General features: G+C 73.0%; 15 protein-coding genes. All 15 read right to left on the minus strand.

Annotated features, from left to right (window positions below; translation table 11 throughout):
* Window positions 1–14: 14 nt before the first annotated feature.
* Window positions 15–731 carry a 4'-phosphopantetheinyl transferase superfamily protein gene (locus AB0J57_RS21425; protein ID WP_366129836.1) on the minus strand — a complete coding sequence of 239 codons (717 nt, stop codon included), beginning with the start codon at window positions 729–731 and terminating at the stop codon, window positions 15–17.
* Window positions 728–1,780, minus strand: a complete 1,053-nt coding sequence (locus AB0J57_RS21430) for a C45 family peptidase (RefSeq protein ID WP_366129837.1) — start codon at window positions 1,778–1,780, stop codon at window positions 728–730. Before AB0J57_RS21430 ends, AB0J57_RS21425 begins: the two co-directional genes overlap by 4 nt.
* The gene (locus AB0J57_RS21435) at window positions 1,777–2,403 is read right to left on the minus strand and encodes a GNAT family N-acetyltransferase (protein WP_366129838.1); all 627 of its coding nucleotides are present in this window, start codon (window positions 2,401–2,403) and stop codon (window positions 1,777–1,779) included. The genes AB0J57_RS21430 and AB0J57_RS21435 overlap by 4 nt, the downstream gene beginning before the upstream one ends.
* A gap of 5 nt (window positions 2,404–2,408) precedes the next feature.
* A complete protein-coding gene (locus AB0J57_RS21440) occupies window positions 2,409–2,744 on the minus strand; it encodes an acyl carrier protein (protein ID WP_366129839.1) in 336 nt (111 codons plus the stop codon).
* Entirely contained in the window at window positions 2,734–4,284 is a 1,551-nt protein-coding gene (locus AB0J57_RS21445) for an AMP-binding protein (RefSeq protein ID WP_366129840.1), read from the minus strand. The genes AB0J57_RS21440 and AB0J57_RS21445 overlap by 11 nt, the downstream gene beginning before the upstream one ends.
* The gene (locus tag AB0J57_RS21450) at window positions 4,284–7,613 is read right to left on the minus strand and encodes an amino acid adenylation domain-containing protein (protein WP_366129841.1); all 3,330 of its coding nucleotides are present in this window, start codon (window positions 7,611–7,613) and stop codon (window positions 4,284–4,286) included. Before AB0J57_RS21450 ends, AB0J57_RS21445 begins: the two co-directional genes overlap by 1 nt.
* The gene (locus AB0J57_RS21455) at window positions 7,610–9,883 is read right to left on the minus strand and encodes a class I tRNA ligase family protein (RefSeq protein ID WP_366129842.1); all 2,274 of its coding nucleotides are present in this window, start codon (window positions 9,881–9,883) and stop codon (window positions 7,610–7,612) included. Before AB0J57_RS21455 ends, AB0J57_RS21450 begins: the two co-directional genes overlap by 4 nt.
* Before the next feature lies 1 nt (window position 9,884).
* Window positions 9,885–10,976: an FAD-dependent oxidoreductase gene (locus tag AB0J57_RS21460; RefSeq protein WP_366129843.1), complete on the minus strand. Its 1,092-nt coding sequence runs from the start codon at window positions 10,974–10,976 to the stop codon at window positions 9,885–9,887.
* Entirely contained in the window at window positions 10,976–12,307 is a 1,332-nt protein-coding gene (locus tag AB0J57_RS21465) for a SidA/IucD/PvdA family monooxygenase (protein WP_366129844.1), read from the minus strand. The genes AB0J57_RS21460 and AB0J57_RS21465 overlap by 1 nt, the downstream gene beginning before the upstream one ends.
* A gap of 191 nt (window positions 12,308–12,498) precedes the next feature.
* Window positions 12,499–13,845, minus strand: a complete 1,347-nt coding sequence (locus AB0J57_RS21470) for an MFS transporter (protein WP_366129845.1) — start codon at window positions 13,843–13,845, stop codon at window positions 12,499–12,501.
* Window positions 13,835–15,223, minus strand: coding sequence for an ATP-grasp domain-containing protein (locus AB0J57_RS21475; RefSeq protein WP_366129846.1), 1,389 nt, complete (start codon window positions 15,221–15,223; stop codon window positions 13,835–13,837). The genes AB0J57_RS21470 and AB0J57_RS21475 overlap by 11 nt, the downstream gene beginning before the upstream one ends.
* On the minus strand, window positions 15,220–16,401 hold the full coding sequence (locus AB0J57_RS21480; RefSeq protein WP_366129847.1) for a saccharopine dehydrogenase family protein: 1,182 nt from the start codon (window positions 16,399–16,401) through the stop codon (window positions 15,220–15,222). The genes AB0J57_RS21475 and AB0J57_RS21480 overlap by 4 nt, the downstream gene beginning before the upstream one ends.
* The gene (locus AB0J57_RS21485) at window positions 16,398–17,495 is read right to left on the minus strand and encodes a saccharopine dehydrogenase (RefSeq protein ID WP_366129917.1); all 1,098 of its coding nucleotides are present in this window, start codon (window positions 17,493–17,495) and stop codon (window positions 16,398–16,400) included. The genes AB0J57_RS21480 and AB0J57_RS21485 overlap by 4 nt, the downstream gene beginning before the upstream one ends.
* Before the next feature lie 86 nt (window positions 17,496–17,581).
* Window positions 17,582–18,724, minus strand: a complete 1,143-nt coding sequence (locus AB0J57_RS21490; protein ID WP_366129848.1) for a cytochrome P450 — start codon at window positions 18,722–18,724, stop codon at window positions 17,582–17,584.
* A 27-nt stretch (window positions 18,725–18,751) separates the two neighbouring features.
* Window positions 18,752–19,954, minus strand: coding sequence for an acyl-CoA dehydrogenase family protein (locus AB0J57_RS21495; protein WP_366129849.1), 1,203 nt, complete (start codon window positions 19,952–19,954; stop codon window positions 18,752–18,754).
* Between the last annotated feature and the right edge of the window lie 5 nt (window positions 19,955–19,959).

The following is a 19,959-nucleotide window of genomic DNA, read 5'->3' on the forward strand; positions in this document are numbered from 1 at the left end:
TCGGGTCGCGACCATCATGGTCCGTTGTCGGGAGGACGCCCACAGTCCCCGGGCCAGCGGCGGACCCCCACCGACTCCAGGGCCATCGGTGCGACGAAGGAGGCCATGGCCGTGGTGGGGGTGCGAGCCGTCGGGAGGATGGTGGTGCGGGCGTGCCAGGTGCCCGGGGCGTGGCCCGCTATGCCACGGAACTCGACCGTGCCGCCGGCCGTGAAGGTCAGGTTCACCGACTTCGCGCCTTGGGCGAGGCCCTGGCCCGTGGCTTTGACCGCCGCCTCCAGGAGGGTCCAGGCCGGGAAGAAGGACTCCGGGGCGGCCTCCGGCGGGAGGTCGGGGACGACGAACGACAGGACGTCGAGCGCCGAGGGGACCGGGCGGATCACCTCCACGTCCACGCCGATGGGCCCGTAGGCCGCCGCGCACAGCAGGAGCAGTCCGTCCGAGCGCGACCAACTGATGTGACGCCCCGGATGGTCCGGCAGGTAGGGCTTCCCGGTGGGCCCGTGGGCGATGCGGACCTCGGACGGCGCCAGCCCCAGCCAGTCCGCCACGAGGTGCCGTACCGTCCGCCTGGTACGCAGGAAGCGGCGCGCCGCCTCCTCGTTCTCGAAGGACTCGAAGCGGCGCGCCTCCTCCTCGGTGAGGCCGCCCGGCCGGTGGTCGAGCAGCCGCGCCGCGTCGGCCGCGTCGAGGTCCACCAGCCAGGCGTCCATCCGTGCCGCGCCGGTCACAGGGTGAAGACCTGCGTCCGGGACAGGGCCGGGTCGCCGGGCCGGAGGTGCAGCCGGCCCTCGGCGGGCAGCAGCACCGCCGCGGCCACGGTGCGTTCGGCCCGGATGTCGCCCCGGTCGGGGACGCGGATCGGCGGCCGGGAGAGCAGGGCGAAGTGCTCCTCCGGGCCGGCGCCCGCGCCCAGTCCGGCCAGGCCGTCGGTCGCCGCGCGCAGGCGTCGTGCGGACGAGTTGCGCGCGAACACGTTGATCTCGTCGGCCGTCACGAAGTCCGGGTGCAGGAAGTGGTTCGTGTGGACCGTCCGTTCCGCCTCGTGGACGCGCAGGTCGTCGTCGAGGACTTCGATCCACAGGGCCCGCTCCCGGTCGCACAGGGTCAGGGAGCGGGAACTGGCGAGGGGCAGACCGGCGAGGACCTTCAGGGCCTCCTCCACACCGCCCGCCGTGTCCAGGAGATGACGGATCGCCAGGTACGGGGGCACGCCCGGTTTCCAGTCGCCGCCCAGCACGAGGTTGAGACCCACGGCCAGGCCGTCGCTGTTGATGCCCAGATAGCCGAGCAGGCCGCCGAAGCTGAGGACGAGGGAGCGGCGCGGCGAGTGGGCGGGCGACACTTCCAGGACGCTGATCACGTCGTCCAGGTCGCCGTTCAGATCGACGGTCTGGGCGAGGGCGGGGCCCGCGGGGTCGGACCCCGCGAGCGCCCAGGTCGTGCAGTCACCGGCGGTGGGCACCTTCCGGTAGCCCATGATCTCCCGCCGCAACTGCAGGAGCCATGCCTCGTCCTCGGTGATGCCCGCCCCCGCCGCGAGGCCAGCGACCTCCTCCGCGACGCCGGGCAGCGCCGCCGTGATCTCCGCCCGGTGTGCGGCGATCGTGGGACGCAGGCCGTCGAGGGTCACCGGCTCCGGCAGCACCTTGTTCAGCCGGGCGAGCGAGTCCCCGAGGAAGGCCCGGAGGGTTGTCGCGAGTGCCGCGCCGTGCGTCCGGCCGACGGTGTACGGGTCACCGGCGGCCCTGACGAACGGGACGGCCGTGTGCCCGCTCATGCCTCCGGCGCCTTCGGGGTGACCTTCGGCCGCGTCGCCAGCTCCTGCTTCACCCGCGGCCACTCGGCGCGCAGGACGCTGTAGAAGACGGCGTCCCTGCGCCGGCCGCCCGGCATGTAGTTGAAGCTGCGCAGCGTGCCCTCCTCCACGGCACCGATGTTGGACAGCCCGCGCCGCGCCTGGATGTTCAGCACGTCGGTCTTGAACTCCACGCGCTCGGCACCCAACCGTTCGAAGGCGTGTTCCAGAAGCAGGTACTTCGCCCATCGGTTGATGCCCTGGCCGCGGAAGTCACGGCCGAGCCAGGACCACCCGATCTCCAGCCGGCGGTCGGCCTCGGCCATGTTGCCGTAGCTCATGCTGCCCGCCACCCGGCCCGACTCCTTGTCCGTGATGACGAACACCACGCGCCGCCCCTCCGCCTGGTCGGCGAGGCCGGTGTCGAAGAACTCCTTGAAGTCGGTCTCGTCCGTCACGGCGGCGACGAAGTACCGCCAGATGTCCGGGTCCATGGCCACGGCCCGGACCGGCTCACGGTCGGCCTCGGTGACCGGGGCCAGCCGCACCCGGTCGTTCTCCAGAACGGCGGGGGCGTCCGCCGCCCAGTTCGTCTCGATGCCCATGGTGGTCAGACTCCCTTGCCGGTGTGACGGGTCAGTGCGTCGGTGACGTCGCGCAGCGTCTTCATCGCCGCGAGGTCGTGCTCGGTGAAGTGGGCGAGGTCCACGTCGGTGGCCTCGCACACCTCGGTCAGGAAGAGCACCTTGTTGAGCGAGGTCAGCCCGTAGGCGGCGACCATGTCGGCGTCCGGGTCGAGTGCTTCGGGAGCCACCTCGGGGGTGAGCACGGCCGAGAGCTGCTCGCGGGCGGCCGCCTCGATGGCGGTGCGGACGTCCTCGGTGCGGGCGTCTTCGGTACGGGCGTCTTCGGTACGGATCTCTTCGGTTCGCGTGTCAGTGCGCATGGATGCCTTCCGTGCTGTCGTGTACGGCGGTGTGGTGGGCGGCGAGGATCTGTCGCCGCTTCGGCTTGTACTGGGAGGTGAGCAGCCCGTTCTCGATGCTGAACGGGGTGTCCGCGACGACGACCCGGCTGATCCGCTCGTCCGCGGACAGCGAGGCGTTGGCCAGGGCGAGCCGGGCCGCGATGGCGTCCCTGTCGGCGGGCACCGACGCCGGCGAGACGACGGCGACCAGTTCGGTCTGGGCGGGGCAGAACACGACGCACTCGGCGATCGCCGGGTCCGCCTTCATCCGCTCCTCGATCGGCCGGACGACGACCTTCTTGCCGTTGTCGAGGACGATCACGTCGTCGGCCCGGCCGAGGATGTACAGGAACCCGTCCTCGTCGAGCCGGCCGAGGTCCCCGGTCCTCACCGTGCCGTCGGGTTCGAAGATCCGCTCCGAGTCGCCCGGCCTGGCGTACGCGTAATGGGTGTTGACGGGGTACTCGCTGCGCACCCGGACGAGTCCGTCGTCGCCGATCAGCACCTGCTTGCCGGGCAGCACCCGGCCGACGCTGCCCTCCCGGCTCGCGCCCGGGTGGTTCTTGGCGACGATGCACGTCTCGTTGAGCCCGTACCCCTCGTAGATGGGCAGGCCCGCCTCGGTGAAGAAGCGCAGCGTGTCCGGGTTCGCGGGTGCGGAGCCGGTCCACAGGTAGCGGATCCGGTCGCCGAACACGGCCCGCGCGGCCTCTTCCGGCCGGTTGCCGTCCTTTCCTCGCGCGAGCCGGGCCTCGATCTGCCGTTTCGCCGTCTCGTAGAGGGCGGGCACCCCCATCACCACGGTGGGCCGCACCCGGCGCAGCGCCGCGAAGGCCGCCTCGTAGGTGGTGATCGTGACGTCGTGGCCGTGCAGCAGCGCCGAGTAGACCCAGTAGCGCTGCTGGAGCAGGGACAGCGGCAGGAACACGAACAGGTCGTCGTCCGGCTTGTGCGCGAAGATCTCCTGCACGGCGGCGAGCGAGCTGTTGATGCTGCCCGCCGTCGCACCGAGCCCCTTCGGCTCACCGGTGCTCCCGGAGGTGAACTTGATGGTGGTCACCTCACGCGGCCCCCACGACACGGGCGGCAGCGGAGCGTCGTCGGCCGCCTGCCCCTCGGAGGCGGCCCCGCCCTCCGACGCGGCCCGCACCCCCTCCATCGACACCGTGCCCGGCGTGTCCGCCATGTCCGCCGTGCGGTCCGTGAACAGCAGCGTGATCCCGTAACGCCTCATCAGCTCGGCCGTCGGCTCGAACTTGCCGGGCTCGAACCCGGCCGTCTCCGCCTTCAGCCGCAGTGCCGCGAGATCGAGCAGCACCCACTCCAGGCAGTTCGCCGCGAGGATGCCGATCCGGTCGCCCGGGCCGATGCCGCGGCCGCGCAGCCACCGGGCCACCCGGCCCGCCCGCTCGTACAGTTCACCAAGCGGCAGGCTCTCCGAGCCGACCAGCCGGGCGAAGGTGATCCGGCCGGCGAGCGGGGGCGACCCGATCACGCGGTCCAGCAGGTTCTCCGTCATCACTGTGTGCCCTCCGGTGCCCGCGTGCCCTTCGCCACCACGGGCGCCATGGCACGGACCGTCTCCAGCTCCGCGAACTCGTCCAGGGTCAGCGACACACCGAACTTCTTGCGGACGGCCGTCAGAATCCGCGCCGCCGCGATGGAGTCACCGCCGAGTGCGGACAGGCCGCTGTTCACACCGACGCTCTCCCGGCGCAGCACCGACGCCCAGATCTCCACCAGCGCCCGCTCGGTGTCGTCGGCGGGCCCGTTGTCCGCGCCCGGAGCCCCGGTGGCGGCCGGCTCCTCCTCGTCCACGGGGAGCTGCGCGAGCTTCGACCGGTCGACCTTGCCGTTACGGGTCAGCGGCAGCTCGTCGTGCCACACGAAGACCGACGGCACCATGTAGTCCGGCAGATCGGCGCGCAGCTCCGTGCGCAGCTCCGCCGCCGGCGGCCGGCCGGAACCGCTGGGCACCAGGTGCGCCACGAGCCGGTCGCCACGGGCCCCCGGTACCCCGGCGACCACCGCCTTCCCGACCCCGTCGACGGCGACGAGCCGGGTCTCGACCTCGCCCGCCTCGATGCGGTAGCCGTTGACCTTGATCTGGAAGTCGCCTCGGCCCAGGATCGCGATCTCACCGTTCGGGAGGTAACGGCCCAGGTCGCCCGTGCGGTACATCCGCTCGCCGCGCGCCTCGTCGAGGAAGAACCGCTCGGCGGTGCGCTCCTCGTCGCGCCAGTAGCCGCGCGCGAGACCCGTGCCCGCCGCGCAGATCTCGCCGGTCACCCAGTCCGGTGCGTCGAGCCCGTCGGCGTCCAGGACGTACGCCCGGTTGTTGGCGTTGGGCCTCCCGTACGGGATGGACTCGCTGCCGTCCTCGTCGGCGCCCACCGGGTGCAGGATGTTCCAGATCGTCGTCTCGGTCGGTCCGCCCAGCGAGACCACGTCCAGCGCCGGCTTCAGGCGCCGCAGCGCGGCGGGCAGCGCGGGCGGGATGCGGTCGCCGCTCATCATCACGAGCCGCAGGGCGGGGGGCACCTCGGCCTGGGCGACGGCCTGGTCGTGCAGCAGGTTGACGATCGCGGGCACCGAGTTCCACACGCTGACCCCGAACCGGCGGCACAGCTCCAGCCAGTGGGCGGGGTCGACGGCCTTGTCCCGGTCCGGCATGACCAGCGCCGCCCCCGCGGACAGCGCGCCGAACACGTCCCACACCGACAGGTCGAAGTTGAACGCGCTGATCGCGAAGAACCGGTCCGATGCGGCGATGCCGAACCGCTCGTGGCAGTCGGCGACGACATTGGCCACGTTCAGGTGACTGACCATCACGCCCTTGGGCGCACCGGTCGTACCCGAGGTGTACAGCACGTACGCCAGGTCCTCCGGCCCGGAGTCCGGCAGCCGATCCGGCACCTGGACCGGGTCACCGGCCGGCGGGGCGGTCACGTCGAGCGGCAGCACCTCGCGCTCGCCGTCCGGGTCCGTCCACCCGGCGTTCGTCAGCACGTGGCGCACCCGCCCGTCGCGCAGCATGTACTCCTGCCGCGCGGCCGGAAGGCTCGCGTCCACGGGCAGGTACGCCCCGCCCGCGAGAACCGTCGCCAGGATGCCGACGATCTGCTCCGGGCCCCGGTGCATGACCAGACCCACCAGTTCGTCCCGCGCCACCCCCCGCTCCCGCAGCCAGGCCGCGGCACGCGCCGCCCGGTCGAGGAGTTCCCCGTACGTCACCGTGCCCGACGACGTGAGGATCGCGGCCGCGTCCGGCGCGCTGCGGGCCCGGGCGACGAAGTCGTCGCCGAGCATCGTCCGCGGCAGCGGCCCGGCCGTGTCGTTGGCCGCCGCGCGCCGCTCCCGCTGCTCGGGGGGCAGCAGGACGAAGGAGCGCCGGGCCCATGCCTCGTCCTCCGTGAGCGCTTCGAGGAGGGTGCCGAAGCCGTGCGCGAGGGCGTCGAGCAGGCCCTCGGGGAACAGCTCGTCGATCCCGTCCAACTGCACGACGAGCCCGCCGTGCTGTTCCATCGCGAAGGCGTTCAGCCACACTTGCGGGGTCTGGCTGACCGTGAAGACCTCGGTGCCGAACAGCTCCAGCGCCGACCCGTCGGCATCCCCGTGCCCGATGGCGCTGTTGAACGTGAACGGCATCCGGGCACCCGCCACGCCCCCGCGCCGCCGTGCCAGCTCCTGCATCACCTCGATACCGGAGAAGTGGCGGTGGTCCAGATCGCTGCGCAGCCTGCTCTGGAGCGCGCGGGCCCGCTCCTCGAACGTCACCGAGCGGTCCACGTCCGCCTCGACGAGCATCGTGTCGGAGAACTGCCCGATCGCGTACGGCATCTGCGGGTGGACCGGCGGCCGGTTCGCGACCGTCGTCGTCACCGTGAACCGCCGGCCCGCGCCCCACGTGGACAGGGCTTCCGCGTACGCGGCGAACACGACGGCCGATGGGGTCAGTCCGGCCTGCCCGGCACGCTTCTTCAGCGCCGACCACGCGGACGCGTCGAGCCGCACCGCGCGCTGCGTGAACCTGGAGGACGTCAGGGCCGACGGGCTCGTGGCGAGCGGCAGGTCCGGGTGCGGGGCGAGGTCGTCGACACGGGCGAGCCAGTAGTCGCGCGAGCGCCGGGCGACGGCCTTGCCCCGGTGTGCCTCGACGGCCGCGATGTACTCCTCGTACGGCAGTTCGTCGGTAGCGGGCGCGCGGCCCGTGTCGTACGCCTGCCACCAGGCGCGGAAGAACAGGAACATGCTCAAGCCGTCCATGACGAGCCCGTCGTGGCTGACGTGGAGCACCATCCGGTCGTCCGCGAGGATCGTCACCTCGGCGGCGATCAGGGGGACCCGGTCCGCCGGGAGGATGCGGTGCGAGCGCTTCTCGCGCAGCTCCGCCAGGATCCGCTCCTGGGCCTCGGGACTCTCCCGGCGCAGGTCCAGCCGCTCGATGCGCGGCCCGTACGGCGTGTACTCGGTGACCTGACGCTCGTCGGACACGAACCGCGACCGCAGCGCGCTGTGCGCGTCGACGACCGCCTCCAGCGCCGTCTGCAGCCGGCCGACGTCCCACGCGCCCTCGATCTCGTGGTACACGTGGCTCGCCACGTCCCCGATCTCGAAGATGCCGCTGCGGCCCAGCAGGTAGCTGCGCTGGAGCGGGGACAGCGGGAAACCGGCCGTGAGCTGCTCCTTGGCCAGGTGCGCGATCAGCTCCGCCTTGACGCTCTTCACCCGGGCGATGAACTCGGCGTCCATCCGGGCGCGGTCGCCGTGCAGCCGCAGGTCGTCTCCGGCGAGCCCGCAGGTGAGGCCCCGTTCGGCGATCTCGCGCAGCACATCCGTGTACGTCATGACGCGTCCGCCTCGCGCAGCGCGGCGATGGCGGCCGGCTCGGCGCGCTCCTCGATCAGGGTGGCCAGTGCGGCCAGCCCGGTGGCGCCCAGCAGCTCGTCCACGGCGACGTCGACGTCCAGCTCGTCGAGGATGCGGTACTGCACGGTCACCGCCTGGAGGGAACTCATCGCGAGGTCGGCCGGCGGCCGGCCCTCGATCGCCTCGTCGTCGGGGAGTTGCAGCGCGCCGCGCACGACGCCGGCGAGCCACGGCAGCACCGGGGACGCACCGGGCGCGGGCGCCTGGGTGGCACCGGCCGGACGGAAGAACACGGCGTCGTCGAGGGTGATCGCGGAGCCCGGCGCGACGAGTTCCACGGCCCGGGGCCACGCGGTGGGCTCCGGCATGCCGAGCGCGGCCGCGAGCCGGCCCGCGAAGCGCGGCATCACCGGTGCCGCCGCGTGTGCGAGCAGCCGCGCCGCCGCCAGTTCCAGCGCGATCGCGGTACGGGTCTCCGACTCCCAGCCCGCCACCTCCGCGAGCCGGCCCTCCTGGTGGGAGAAGCGAACGGTGTCCTCGACGATCCCGTCGAGCTCGGCCGCCGCCTGGTTCAGCGAGAAACCGTCGGAGCGCAGCGCGCCCGTGACCGCGTCGAGCCGGGCGCCGAGCCGGGCGAGGAACGCCGTGTGCTCAGGCGTCCAGTTCCCGGCGTCGGGCGCCGTACCGTCGTAGTGCTTGGCGACCCGGGCGCCCAGGTCGGTCAGCCAGCTCTGCCAGGTACCGATCAGGGTCTCGTCCAGCACCGACTCGTACGCGGCGCGCGTGAAGTCGGTGCGGCGGCCCTCGGGACGGGTGCGCGAGAGGAAGTAGCGCACCGCGTCCACGGAGTCCGGGCCGAGGATCTCCTTGCCCCAGATCGCGTGCCGCCTGCTGGTGGAGAACTTGGCGCCCTCCAGTGTGTAGAACTCGTTGACGTGGTAGTCGATGTCGGGGTTCCAGCCGGGGAACGCCAGTTGGTACAGCGTCGGATACAGCACACCGTGGTAGAAGCTGTTGTCGTAGCCGAAGAAGTGGACGATCTTCCAGTCCTGGTGCGGTTCGGCGGCCCGCCAGTCCTCGCCGAGCCGCGCGCCGAGCGACTGGATGCCGTGCAGGAACCCGTAGGACATCTCGGGCCACACCCAGATGACCTGACCGTCGACATCGCCCTCGGCGGGCGGCACACCCCAGTCCGAGGGGTGGCTGACCGGGATGTCGAGGCGGTCACGGCGGAACAGCCGGTCGGCCAGCTCCCGCACCCGCGCGGGGACCCGGCCGAGCCGGTGGTGCGCCGCGACCCGGTCGCGGAACGCGTGCAGCGGCAGCGACCAGCGGGCCGCGGGCGCCCGGCGCGGCGCCGCGTCCGACACACCGGAGACCGGCTGGCCGAGGTCGACGACCGTGTTGGGCTCCCCGCACTCCTCGCAGATGTTGCCGCCCGTGCCCGAACCGCAGCCCGGGCACAGACCCTTGACGTCGACCTCGTACAGGTACTGGCCGGTCGTCGCGTCGAACAGGCTGTCGTGCTCCTCGACCTTCACCTCACCGGATGCGACGACACGCGAGAAGAAGTCGCGCAGGCCGTCGCGGTAACCCTCGGCGGTGTCCGTCACCGTGTACTGGTCGAGGGTGATGTCCATCAGCTCCAGCGTCCGCTCGATCTCCGCGCTGTAGTGCGCGGCGGTCTCGGCGGGGGTGCGGCCGTCGCGGCGGGCGGCGGCCACCACATAGCTCTGGTAGTCGTCGCTGCCGGTCAGGTGCCAGGCCCGGGTGCCGTTCATGCGCTGGAACCGCACGAACGCGTCCGCGCCGAGGTACGGGCCCGACAGGTGCCCGAGGTGCAGATCCCCGTTGGGCGTCGGGGGAGTGGAGAACACGAACACGGGCCGCTCGCCGAACGCGGCGCGTTCTCCGTCCCCGGCGGCGGCGAGGGCACGCCCGGCGTCGCGCCAGTACTGCGTGAGGAACACGAGATCCGTGTCGCCGGTGTTCGTCAGCACGTGCGACTCGAATGGCTCGAACAGGACGACGGTGCCGGGCTCGGCCGGATGCCGCTCGCCGTCCACCTCGAACTCGCCGCGACCGGCGACGATCACGAAGAACTCGGTCTCGTCGTGGTGGTGGCTGTCGGAGGAACGGCCCGGGGCGACACGACCCCAGCCGGCGCCGACCCCGATGCCGTCGATGGAGCTCATGTCGATCCCGAACGCCTCGTGGAGGACTCCGGGGTCGTAGGTATTGATGATCACGTCAATGTCCTTTCGAAGGCGCGAGGGAGGCGGGCGCGCGGGAGGGGAGCGCGAGCGCGGCGAGGACGTCGCCCGCGACGGCCGGTGCCAGGCGGTATCCGGAGCCGCTGGCGGCGCCCGCGAACACCACACGTCCGTCGTCGGTGACCGGCTGGACCAGCGGGGCGGAATCCGGCCCGTACGCGTCGCAGAAGACCCGGCCCGACACGCGGTCGCCGGCGAGCGCCGGCGCGTAGCGGCGCAGCAGCTCCAGCGCCTCGGCGCGGTGCGCGGGCGACAGGCCGGGGCCCGCGGTCTCCGGGGTGACGTCCCACTCCTGGCAGGTGTAGCTGAACAGCCAGTGGCCCCGGTGGTGCAGCGGCAGCAGGAAGGCGTCCTGGTCGTGGAAGACCACGACCCGGTCGTCCGGCCGGGGCGTCCGTTCGATGTGCAGGGCGACGATCTTCTTCACGCGCGCCCCGAGCGGCCGTACGAGGTCCGCCCAGGCCGGCTCGTCCAGCCACGGCCCGGGGGCGAGGACGACCTGACGCGCGGTCAGGATGTCGCCGGTGCCGAGCGTCAGCCGGACCTCGTCCGCGCCGGGCTCGACGCCGGTCACCGGGGTGGCCTCGCGGAAGTCGGCCCGGGGCCGGAGCTCCACGGCGAGCGCCTGCGTCAGAGCGGCTACGTCCGCGTACTGGCAGCCGTCACCGTCCCAGGCAGCGTGGCCGTCCGGCACCCGGGCGATGCCGCCCGGCACCGCCTCGACCCGGCGCAGCCGCGCCTCCGGCAGGTACACCTCCGCGAGCTCGTCCCGCGCCGACTCCCGGGCCACGACCGTCATGCCGACCGCGTGGATGGGCAGACCGGGCCGCTCGGCCTTGAGCGCCGCGTAGTACCGCTGGCTCTCGGACGCCATGGCCCGCACCCGGGCCGACGCGCCGCGCGGGAAGTGCAGCCCGGCCGACCTGCGGGTCGCACCACTGGCGATCAGGTCCCGGTCGAGCACGGTCACCCGCGTCCGCGGCGCCGAGTCGAGGATCCGGCGCGCGATCAGGCAGCCGAGCACCCCGGCCCCGACCACCGCCACATCCGTGTCCGTGGCGCGCCCCATCACGCGCTCCACCGGGACTGCGCACCGGGGGCGACGGCCTTGCTGGACCACTCGATGAACGAGGCGAGCTGCTCGTCGCTCCGCACCCCGCACAGCCGGTCGGCGATGCGCCTGCTGCGCCAGGCGTTGAGGCTGAGGTTGGGGTCGGCGAGGCCGCGCTGGCCCCGTGCCGCGTTCTGCACGAAGATCCGCCGGTTGCTCGGCCCGTCCCACAGCACCGCGTAGTCCTCGTCGATGCGCAGCTCGTCGCCGTCACGCTCCAGCCGGTCGGCGATCGGCGCGAGGAAGTCCGTGCGGGCCGGGCGGAAACCGGTCGCCCAGATCACCGTGTCCGCCTCGTACAGCTCGGCGGCGTCCGGCTCGTCGTTGTGCCGCGCGGCGACCTCCCACCCGCCGTACGGCGCGGCGGTGACCGAGGTGACCTCACGGTTGGGGTGCAGACCCACGAGGTCCGGCCTGCCCTCGATGAACCGGTGCACGTAGATGCTCTGGTAGATGTCCCGCAGGGTCGACTCGGAGACACCGTCGCTGGTGAGGATGTGCTGGGCGTTGAACGCCTCACGGGCCTCGCGCCGCAGACCGTAGAAGTAGTCGGCGTGGGAGGGCATGTAGTAGTCGTTGGTGAACGGCGAGTCGTCGATGGGGAAGTAGTTGCGGCGCCGCGATATCCACGACACCCGGCGCGGCAGGTCGGCCGCCGGCCGCGAGATCAGATCGAGGACCGCCTCGGCGCCGGACTGGCCGCCGCCCACGACGACGACCCGCTTGCCCGCGAGGTCCTGGGCCATGTCCATGTACTGGCCGATGTGGAACTGCGTCGGGCCGAGCTTGTCGCGCACCTGCTCCGGCAGCCACGGCTCGCTGCCCACACCGAGGACCACGTTGTCCGCCGTGACGGTACGGCGGTCCGTGCGCACCCTGAACACGTCGTCGTGGAAGTCCACCTCCAGGACGCTCTCGCCGAAGGCGAGGTTCTCGTTGCGGCGGCTCGCCCAGGCCAGGTAGTTGCGGAACTCCATCCTGGGTACGTCGTCGAACTGGGCGTTCAGGAAGTGGTACACGCGGCCCTGCTCGTGCAGGTAGTTCAGGAACGAGAAGGGACTGCGCGGGTCGGCGAGACTCACCAGGTCCTTGAACATGGAGACCTGGAGGGTGCTGCCGGGCATCTGCTGGCCGTCGTGCCAGGTGAAGGACTCCTTGCGGTCGATGAACAGATTCGGCATGTCGGGCAGGCCGTGCAGCAGTGAGGCCAGGCTCAGGTTGGCCGGGCCCACGCCGACGCCGACGCATCGGTAGTGCGCCGGTACGGACCGGATGTGGTCGTGCCCCATGGTCGTACCTCTCCTTAGTGCGGTGGGATCAAGCAGGGGGGATTCAGGAGGAATCAGGAGGAATAGGGTGGCGAAGGCGCGTGAGGGGGCAGGGGAGGGCGTTCGGGGGTGGTGAGGGTGGTGTCACCGTGTCGGGAGCGCCGCCCGAGCGGGCGCCGTTCGCGCTTCCCTCTGCGCGCCGGGCGCGGTTCCTAAGCGGTGCGGGCCTCGGGCCGGGGCCGTACCGCGATCAGTCCGAGGACCGTGGCCAGCAGGGACCCGACCGCGATGACCGGCCAGACGAGCCCGTCGAGCCGCAGGAACAGCCAGCCGCCGGCCATCGGGCCCAGGGCCGTACCGAGGCCGAACATGAACTGGAAGCTGCCGATGTAACGGGACCTCAGGTGCTCCGGCCCCGCCTTCGCCGGGTAGGCGAACACGGCCGGACCGCCCAGGATCTCGCCGAGCGACCAGATCAGGGTGCCCACCACGATCGCGGCCGGTCCGATCGGCAGCCCGTAGAAGGCGACCCCGGCGCCGACCAGCGCGAAGCCGAGCCCGATCGTGATCTTCAGGGACCAGTCCTGGGAGAGCTTGGTGACGAGCAGTTCGAAGGCGATGACGATGACACCGTTGAGGGAGACCGCGAAGGTGTACCAGAACAGCGCCATGCCGACGGACGTCATGTACAGCGGCAGCGTCGACAGGTACTGCATGTAGACCGCCGCGTGGCACAGCGCGGCCAGCAGGTACAGCACGTACCGGCGGTCCCGGAGCACCGCCGCGTACCCCGCCGGGCCGCCCTTCCCGGCACGGGACCGGTCCTCGCCCGCGCCGCCGGCCGCCGCCGTGCGCGTCCCGCCGGGCAGGGTCGCCCAGGCGAAGCCCGCGTACACCAGGGCGATCACGGCCTCGCCCCAGAACAGCAGGGTGTAGCTGCGGTCACCCGCGTGGTAGAGGGCGTAGCCGAGCAGCGGCGCGGCCGTGGCGCCGACGTTCAGACCGAACCGGTACATCGCGAAGACCATGATCTGCCGGTCGTCGTCCGTCAGATCGGCGATCAGCGTCGCCGACGCGGGCCGGAACAACTGCGCGCCCAGGCTGACGAGGGCGACGGTGACGAGCACCAGCGCGAAGCTCGGCAGGTACAGCAGCGCGGCGGTCAGCACCGCGGTGCTGCCCATCGACAGCACGGTCGCGTTGCGCACACCCATCCGGTCCGCGAGCGTGCCGCCGACGAGGGAGCCGACGACCGCGCCGCCGCCGTACACGCCGAGGGCGACGACCGTGTCCTCCTTGGAGAAGCCCTTCGCGGTCAGGAACAGCACCAGGAAGACGTGGAGGAAGCCGCTGAGCCGGTTGACGAGCACGCCCGCGAGCACGGTCCTGACCGCGAGCGGCGCGTCCCGGAAGGTCGCCCACACCCGGACCCGCTCCCGCGCTCCTTCGCCCGCGCCGCCCCCGTCGACGCCCTTCCCGGCCTCGGTCCCGGGCCCGTTCCCGGCCTCGGTGAAGGACTCCTCCCCGGCCCGGCTCCGCGGCTCCGCCTCAGTGGACACCGTCGGCCTCCGGACCCGTCGTCACGGTCACCGCCGCGCGCACCCGCTGCTCCAGCGCGTCCAGTTCGTGCGGTGACGGGGCGTCGAGCAGGAAGGTCACGGCACGGTCGTCCGAGCTGGCGAGCGGGGCGAGCGGCGCGCCCCGGTCCTTGAGGACCAGCACCCCGCGCAGCGCCGCCGGGTCACCGGCCGGGCCCGGGACGAGCTCCGGCCACATCCCGCCGTCGCCGACCCACACCGGACGGACGCCCGGCCAGTCGACGGAGACGTCCTCCAGCGTGCCGGTGCCGTGCTCCAGGTACACCTGGCGGGTCCAGCGGCGCGGTGCCGGGTACGCGGCCGGCTCACCGAGTGCGATACGCACGATCTCCGGTTCGAGCGGGCGGCCCGTCGCCAGGTGGTACAGGGCGAGCAGCCCGTCGCCGGGTGTGCGGGCCGCGACCTCCATCAGGTACGGCCTGCCGTCCGCGCCGGTACGCCACTCGGCGTGCGCGATCCCGTCGCGGAAGCCGAGCGCGGCGAGCATCCGTCCGTTCGCCTCCAGCAGCGGCCCCTCGGCGTCCGCGTCGGCGCTCGGCACGGAGTGGGACAGCTCCACGAACGTACGGGCGTGGGACTCGGTGGTCTCCTTGCGGGTCACCGACGCGAAGATCACCTCGCCGTCCTGCACCAGGCTCTCCACCGAGAACTCCTGGCCCGTCACCTGCTGTTCGACGAGGACCGTCTCGTACTCGGGGTACGTGGCCAGCAGCGACCGCAGCGCGCCCGCGCCGGAGACCGCCACCACGCCCGAACTGGAGTGCCGGGTCGCGGGCTTGACCACCACCGGGTACGGCAGCGCCGTCAGGTCCGCGTCCTCGCGCCGCCCCGGCGGGATCACCAGGGACGCCGGGCTGAACTCGTCGAGGTACCAGCGCTGGAGGTACTTGCTGCGGCAGGCCCGCGTGGCCCGCAGACCCGGTCCGCGCAGCCCCAGCGCGTCGCAGAGCAGACCCGTCTGCTCCACCAGCGTCTCGCCGACCGCGTACGCGCCGGTGATCTCGTACCGCTCCCGCCAGGCGCGTACGCCCGCGACGAAGCTCGGCGTGAACGAGCCCTCCTGGTCGAGCGCCCCGTCGACGTACACGATGTCGTCGATCAGGGACGCCGGGTGCTCCGGGTCCTTGCGGCAGGTCTGCGCGTGCTCCCGGTAGCTCTCCGGGGTGACGAGCAGGACCTTCAGCCCGCGTGCGGCGAGTTCCTCCAGATAGCGGGGGTTGCGGCAGACGACCCAGAACGCCCCGGTGAGGACGAAGGCCCGCGGCCTCGTGCCGCCCGGGCCGGCGGATATGCCGGTGCTCGTGTCCATGCTGGTGCCTGTCGTCGCGTCCGTGATCATTGGGGTGCTCCTGGTGAGAAGGTGTCGTCGATGGCGGTGCGCACGCCGTGCTCCGCCAGGAAGTCGAGCCAGCGGCCGGCCTCGGCCACGGATTCCGCCGCCCGGTTGAGGCCCGCCGGCAGGGCACCGGCCAGCAGGCGCGTCACGCCGTACGCGAGCGGCAGCGAGACGCAGCGGGCCATCGAGCTCTCCGACTCGTCGCCCGTGAGGTCGAGCAGCCGTGCCCCGCGCCAGTCACGGCCGCCCGCGGCTCCGCGCACGTCCAGCGCGACCGACAGCACGACCCGGTCCCGGTCGTTCTCGCCCGTCGGATGGCGCTGGGCGAGCTCCTTGGCGAGGGCCCGCAGCCGGGCCTCGTCACCGGTGCGCACGGTCGCGAACACATCGGTCCAGGCGGCCCGCCAGCCCGCGTTGCGCAGCGTGCCGCGTACGAAGGTGTCGAGGCGCCAGCCGTCCGGAATGCCGTACTGGCCGACGAAGGGCACGCTGTCGCGGTTCGGGTAGGCCTCGAAGGTCTCCCCGCCGACCACCAGCTCCCGCGTGTCCTCCCACGGGTGCGGGGCCGTGCGCTCGGCGCCGCCGGCGATGTAGCGCGCGGGCGAGCCGAGTGCGGCCAGCACGCCGTACGGGGCCCAACTGAACCGGTAGCGGAAGTCGTTCGGCACGGCGGGCACGCCGCCGCAGTACGAGGTGAAGGTCACGGACCCGGCGGTGTCACCGGCCTCCTCGCGGGCCCGCTCGATGAGCTGATGGGCCATCAGGTGATCGATGCCGGGGTCGAGACCGGCCTCCGTGAGGGCCACCAGGCCCATGCCGGCGGCCCGCGCGGCCTCCTGGCGCAGTTCGTCGGACACGTAGCTCGTGCAGGCGAAGTGGGCCCGCGCGGCGATCGCGAGCCGCAGGAGGCGGGGGTGCTCGGCGGCGGGCAGCATCGACACGACCACGTCCCCGGCGCCCACCTCGCTCTCCAGGGCGCCCGGCCCGAGGGCGCGCACTTCGGCGCGGCCCGCGAGGCCGAGGGCCGCCAGGCGTTCGGCGGCCCGGTCCGCGGTGCGGTCCCACAGCACCACGCGGGCGGCGCGTTCACACAGCAGGCCGAGCCCCGAGCGGCCGACGGACAGGCCGGTGCCGATCCAGTGGACGGTGCCGCTCGCGGCGGCGGGAGGGGTTGTGGTCACGGGTGGGTCTCCTCGGTCTCGAACTCGTGGTCGCGGACCATGCCGTCCTCGTGCACGGCCGTCTCGAAGAAGTCCAGGCAGCGCTCCCACACCGGGTCGCCCGTGCCCAGCCCGGCCAGGTGCGGCGCGAGCTCGGCCGAGAACGCCCGGCTCGCCTCGACCGGCAGCAGCGACGGCAGGTTGTCGATCGCGATCACGTCGAGGGGCCGTTCGCCGCCCCGCAGCGCGCGCGCCGGGTGCTCCCAGTCGGTGATCTCGTCGTAGACGGGCAGGACGTTGCACTCCGACGTGACGTCGCACGTCACGTCCACGACGACGGAGACGCGGCGGCGCGGGTCGTCCAGGTCCTCGGCCCGCAGGAACGGCGGCACGGGACGGGTCACGAGGACCGTGTTGACGAGGATGTCCTGGTCGAGCAGGGCCGCGCGGTCCAGGTCCCGGGTCTCCGCCAGGTCCCACCGCACCGGGCTGATCCCGGCGGCCTCCAGCGCGTCGCACGCGCCCCGGCCACTGCGGCCGAGCGCGCCGATGACGAGGGCGTCGACGGCCCGGGTGGCGTCGGCGTGGGCGTGGCCGCCAGGGCCGGCGGCGAGGAGGGCGTCCAATCGCGCCTTGTCCAGGGGCGTGAGCGGTGTAGTCAGCGCCCCGCGCCGGTGCAGCACGGCGAGTGCGGCACCCACGTACCCGGCCCAGTAGCCGAACGCGGCGAGCCGCCGCCCGGCGCCGTCCGTCAGGTACTCCAGGTCCAGCAGCGCCCCGCCGCCCGCGGTGAAGCGGCCGAGCAGCTCACGGGCGCCCGACTGGCCCTTGTAGGCGTGGCCGAAGTAGACGTGCCGGTGGCGCAGCTCCTTCGGCTCGGCGGGCAACTCCTTCAGGCCGACGACGAAGACGTCGTCGGGGGCGTCGGCCCAGCTCCCCGCCGGAGCGGTGCGGCAGCCGGCGGCGGTGTAGTCGGTGAGCGGGAAGGCGCGCTGTGGCGACTCCTCGACGGTGATCGTCACACCCTGGGCGACGAGCTTCGCGGCGTCCTCGGGCACGAGCGGCGCACGGCGTTCGCTCGCGCGGGATTCGTGCCGCATCCACAGGTGGGTCATGTCCGGCATGGGTGAGTGTCTTTTCGTCCGTGATGAGGGGCAGGGAGAGAAGGGGCGGGGCAGGCGGTGACGCGGGTGCGGAGGCGTCAGAGCAGCGGGATACGGGCGTTGGCGAGCGGCCGGTACTCCGGCTCCGGCGGCAGGTCACCGGGGGCGAGACCGGCGGCGATCAGCTCACCGGCCACGGCCGTGGCGATGGACACCGCGATCTCCTCGCCCGGGCAGCGGTGCGCCCCGGCCCCGAACGTGAACACCACCGGGTCCGCCCGGCCGGGCCGCAGTTCGTGCGGGTCCGGGTTGACGGCCGGGTCGAGGTTGGCGGCGGCGAGGACGACCAGGACCTGACCGCCCGGCTCCACCGTGGACCCGGCGTACGCGAAGGGCTCGGCGGCGAACCGGCGCGTGTTCTGCACGGGCGCGTCGTACCGCACGATCTCCCGCACCAGCGCCTCGGTCTCCTCCGGTGTCCCCGGCACCTTCGCGGTGCCGCGCGCCAGGGCGACGAGGGTGTTGCCGATGAGGCCGGCCGTGGCGTCGTACGTCTGCGACAGGAAGCCGACGGCGTTGGCGAGCAGTGGTGCGGTGCCGCTCCACGAGGCCCGGGTCGCCGCTCGTACCAGGTCGCCCAGCAGGCCCGTACCGCTCTCGCCAGCCTCGATGCCCGGGCCGAGGAGCTCCCGCAGCCCGGCCGCCGCCACCGCGGCCGCCCGCTGCTGCTCGGGTGTCGCCGACGCGGGGATGCACTGGACGAAGTCCCCGATGGCCCGGGCAGCCTCCGCGCCCGCGTCCCGGTCGAGCCCGCACAGCGAGGCGACGGTCCGCGCGGGCACCCCGAACATCAGGTCCTGGAACAGGTCCGGACGGTCCTGACGCACGGTCAGGGCGTCGCGGGTGTGGCCGGCGGCCAGGGCGCGGGTGCGTCCGGCGTCCACGGTCCCGAGCGCGTCGGTCACCACGGCCTTGAGCCGCCGCTGGAGATCGCCGTCCGTCATGCGTACCAGGTCGCCGAAGACCTCGCCGGCGGCGGTCCCGGTGATGCCGGCGGGTACCGGTTCGGCCGGGGGCCGTACCCGCAGCGCGGGGGAGCCGAGCACGGTCCGCACGGCCGCCGCGTCGGCCGCCACCCACGCGCCGACACGTTCGTCGAAGGCGAAGGGACGCTCGCGCAACAGCGACGCGTAGACGGGACGGGGGTCGGGCAGTCGCACTGCCTCGATCGGGGTGGTCAACGGAACTCCTCGGTGTCCGGCGGTCGTTCAGGGAGTGGTGGGGCGTGCGGCGCGGCGCATGTCCAGCGCGCCCGCTATCGCGAGCCGCAGCACATCCGTCGAGCCCTCGTAGATCCGCAGGGAACGGATCTGCCGGTAGAGGCGTTCCGTGACCCCGTCGCGTACGACCCCCGCGGCACCGAGCAACTGCACCGCCGCGTCGACGACCTCCTGTGCCGACTCCGTGGCGTGGACCTTGGCGATGTTGGAGTGCCGTGCGTAGCCGCGGTTGCCCCGGTCGCACTCCCAGGCGGCACGCGCCACGAGCAGGGCGGCCGCGTTGAGCTTCACCTCCATGTCCGCGAGCGACGCCTTGACCAACTGCAGGTCGAACAGCGTGCCGCCGTACGCCGACCGGGACCGGGTGTGCGCGAGCGCCGTGTCGGCGGCCCGGCGCGCGAACCCGAGCGCCGCCGCCCCCACCGTCATCCGGAACCGCTCCAGCAGGTCGACCGCGACGACGAAGCCCTTGCCCGGCCGGCCGAGCACGGCGCCCGCCGGCAGCCGGACGTCCGTGAACGACAGGTGCGCGAACGAGCGGGGCGCGACCGCGTCGATCCGTTCGGCGGCCACCCCCGGTGTGTCCACCGGCACCAGGAAGGCCGTGAGCCCCAGCGGACCCGGGCCCTCTCCGGTACGGGCGATCACGACCACGACGTCCGCGATGGTGCCGTTGGCGATCCACGCCTTGCGCCCGTTCAGCACGTATCCGCCGTCCCCGGTGCGTTCGGCGGCGAGGGCGACGGCGGCGAGATCCGAGCCGGCCTCCTTCTCGGACACGGCGAACGCTCCGATCGCCTCCCCCCGCGCCAGCGCGGGCAGCCAGCGTCCGCGCTGCTCGTCGCTCCCGAACCGGATCACCGGCGTCGCCGCCAGCGCCTGGATGGAGAAAGCGAAGTCCGCCAGATCCTCCGCGTACGCGAGCGCCTCCCGCATGAGGCACAGCGCGCGGGCGTCACCGGGGGCCTCCTCCGGCGCACCGGCCGGGTCGAGTGCGGCGAACCAGCCCGCCTCGCCCAACTGCCGTGCGAGCGTGCGCCCCGCGTCGTCCGGGTCCATGGCGCGCACCTTCTCCCACAGCGCCGTACCGGCGTCGCACCAGGCGCCGATCTCCTCGGCGAGGCGCCGGTGGCCCGCGTCGTGGAAGGGCAGGTGCAGGATCTCGCGGTCGAAGCTGGTGGTGGTTTCCACAGGGT

The organism is Streptomyces sp. NPDC049837 (assembly GCF_040674455.1).
Lineage (GTDB): Bacteria > Actinomycetota > Actinomycetes > Streptomycetales > Streptomycetaceae > Streptomyces.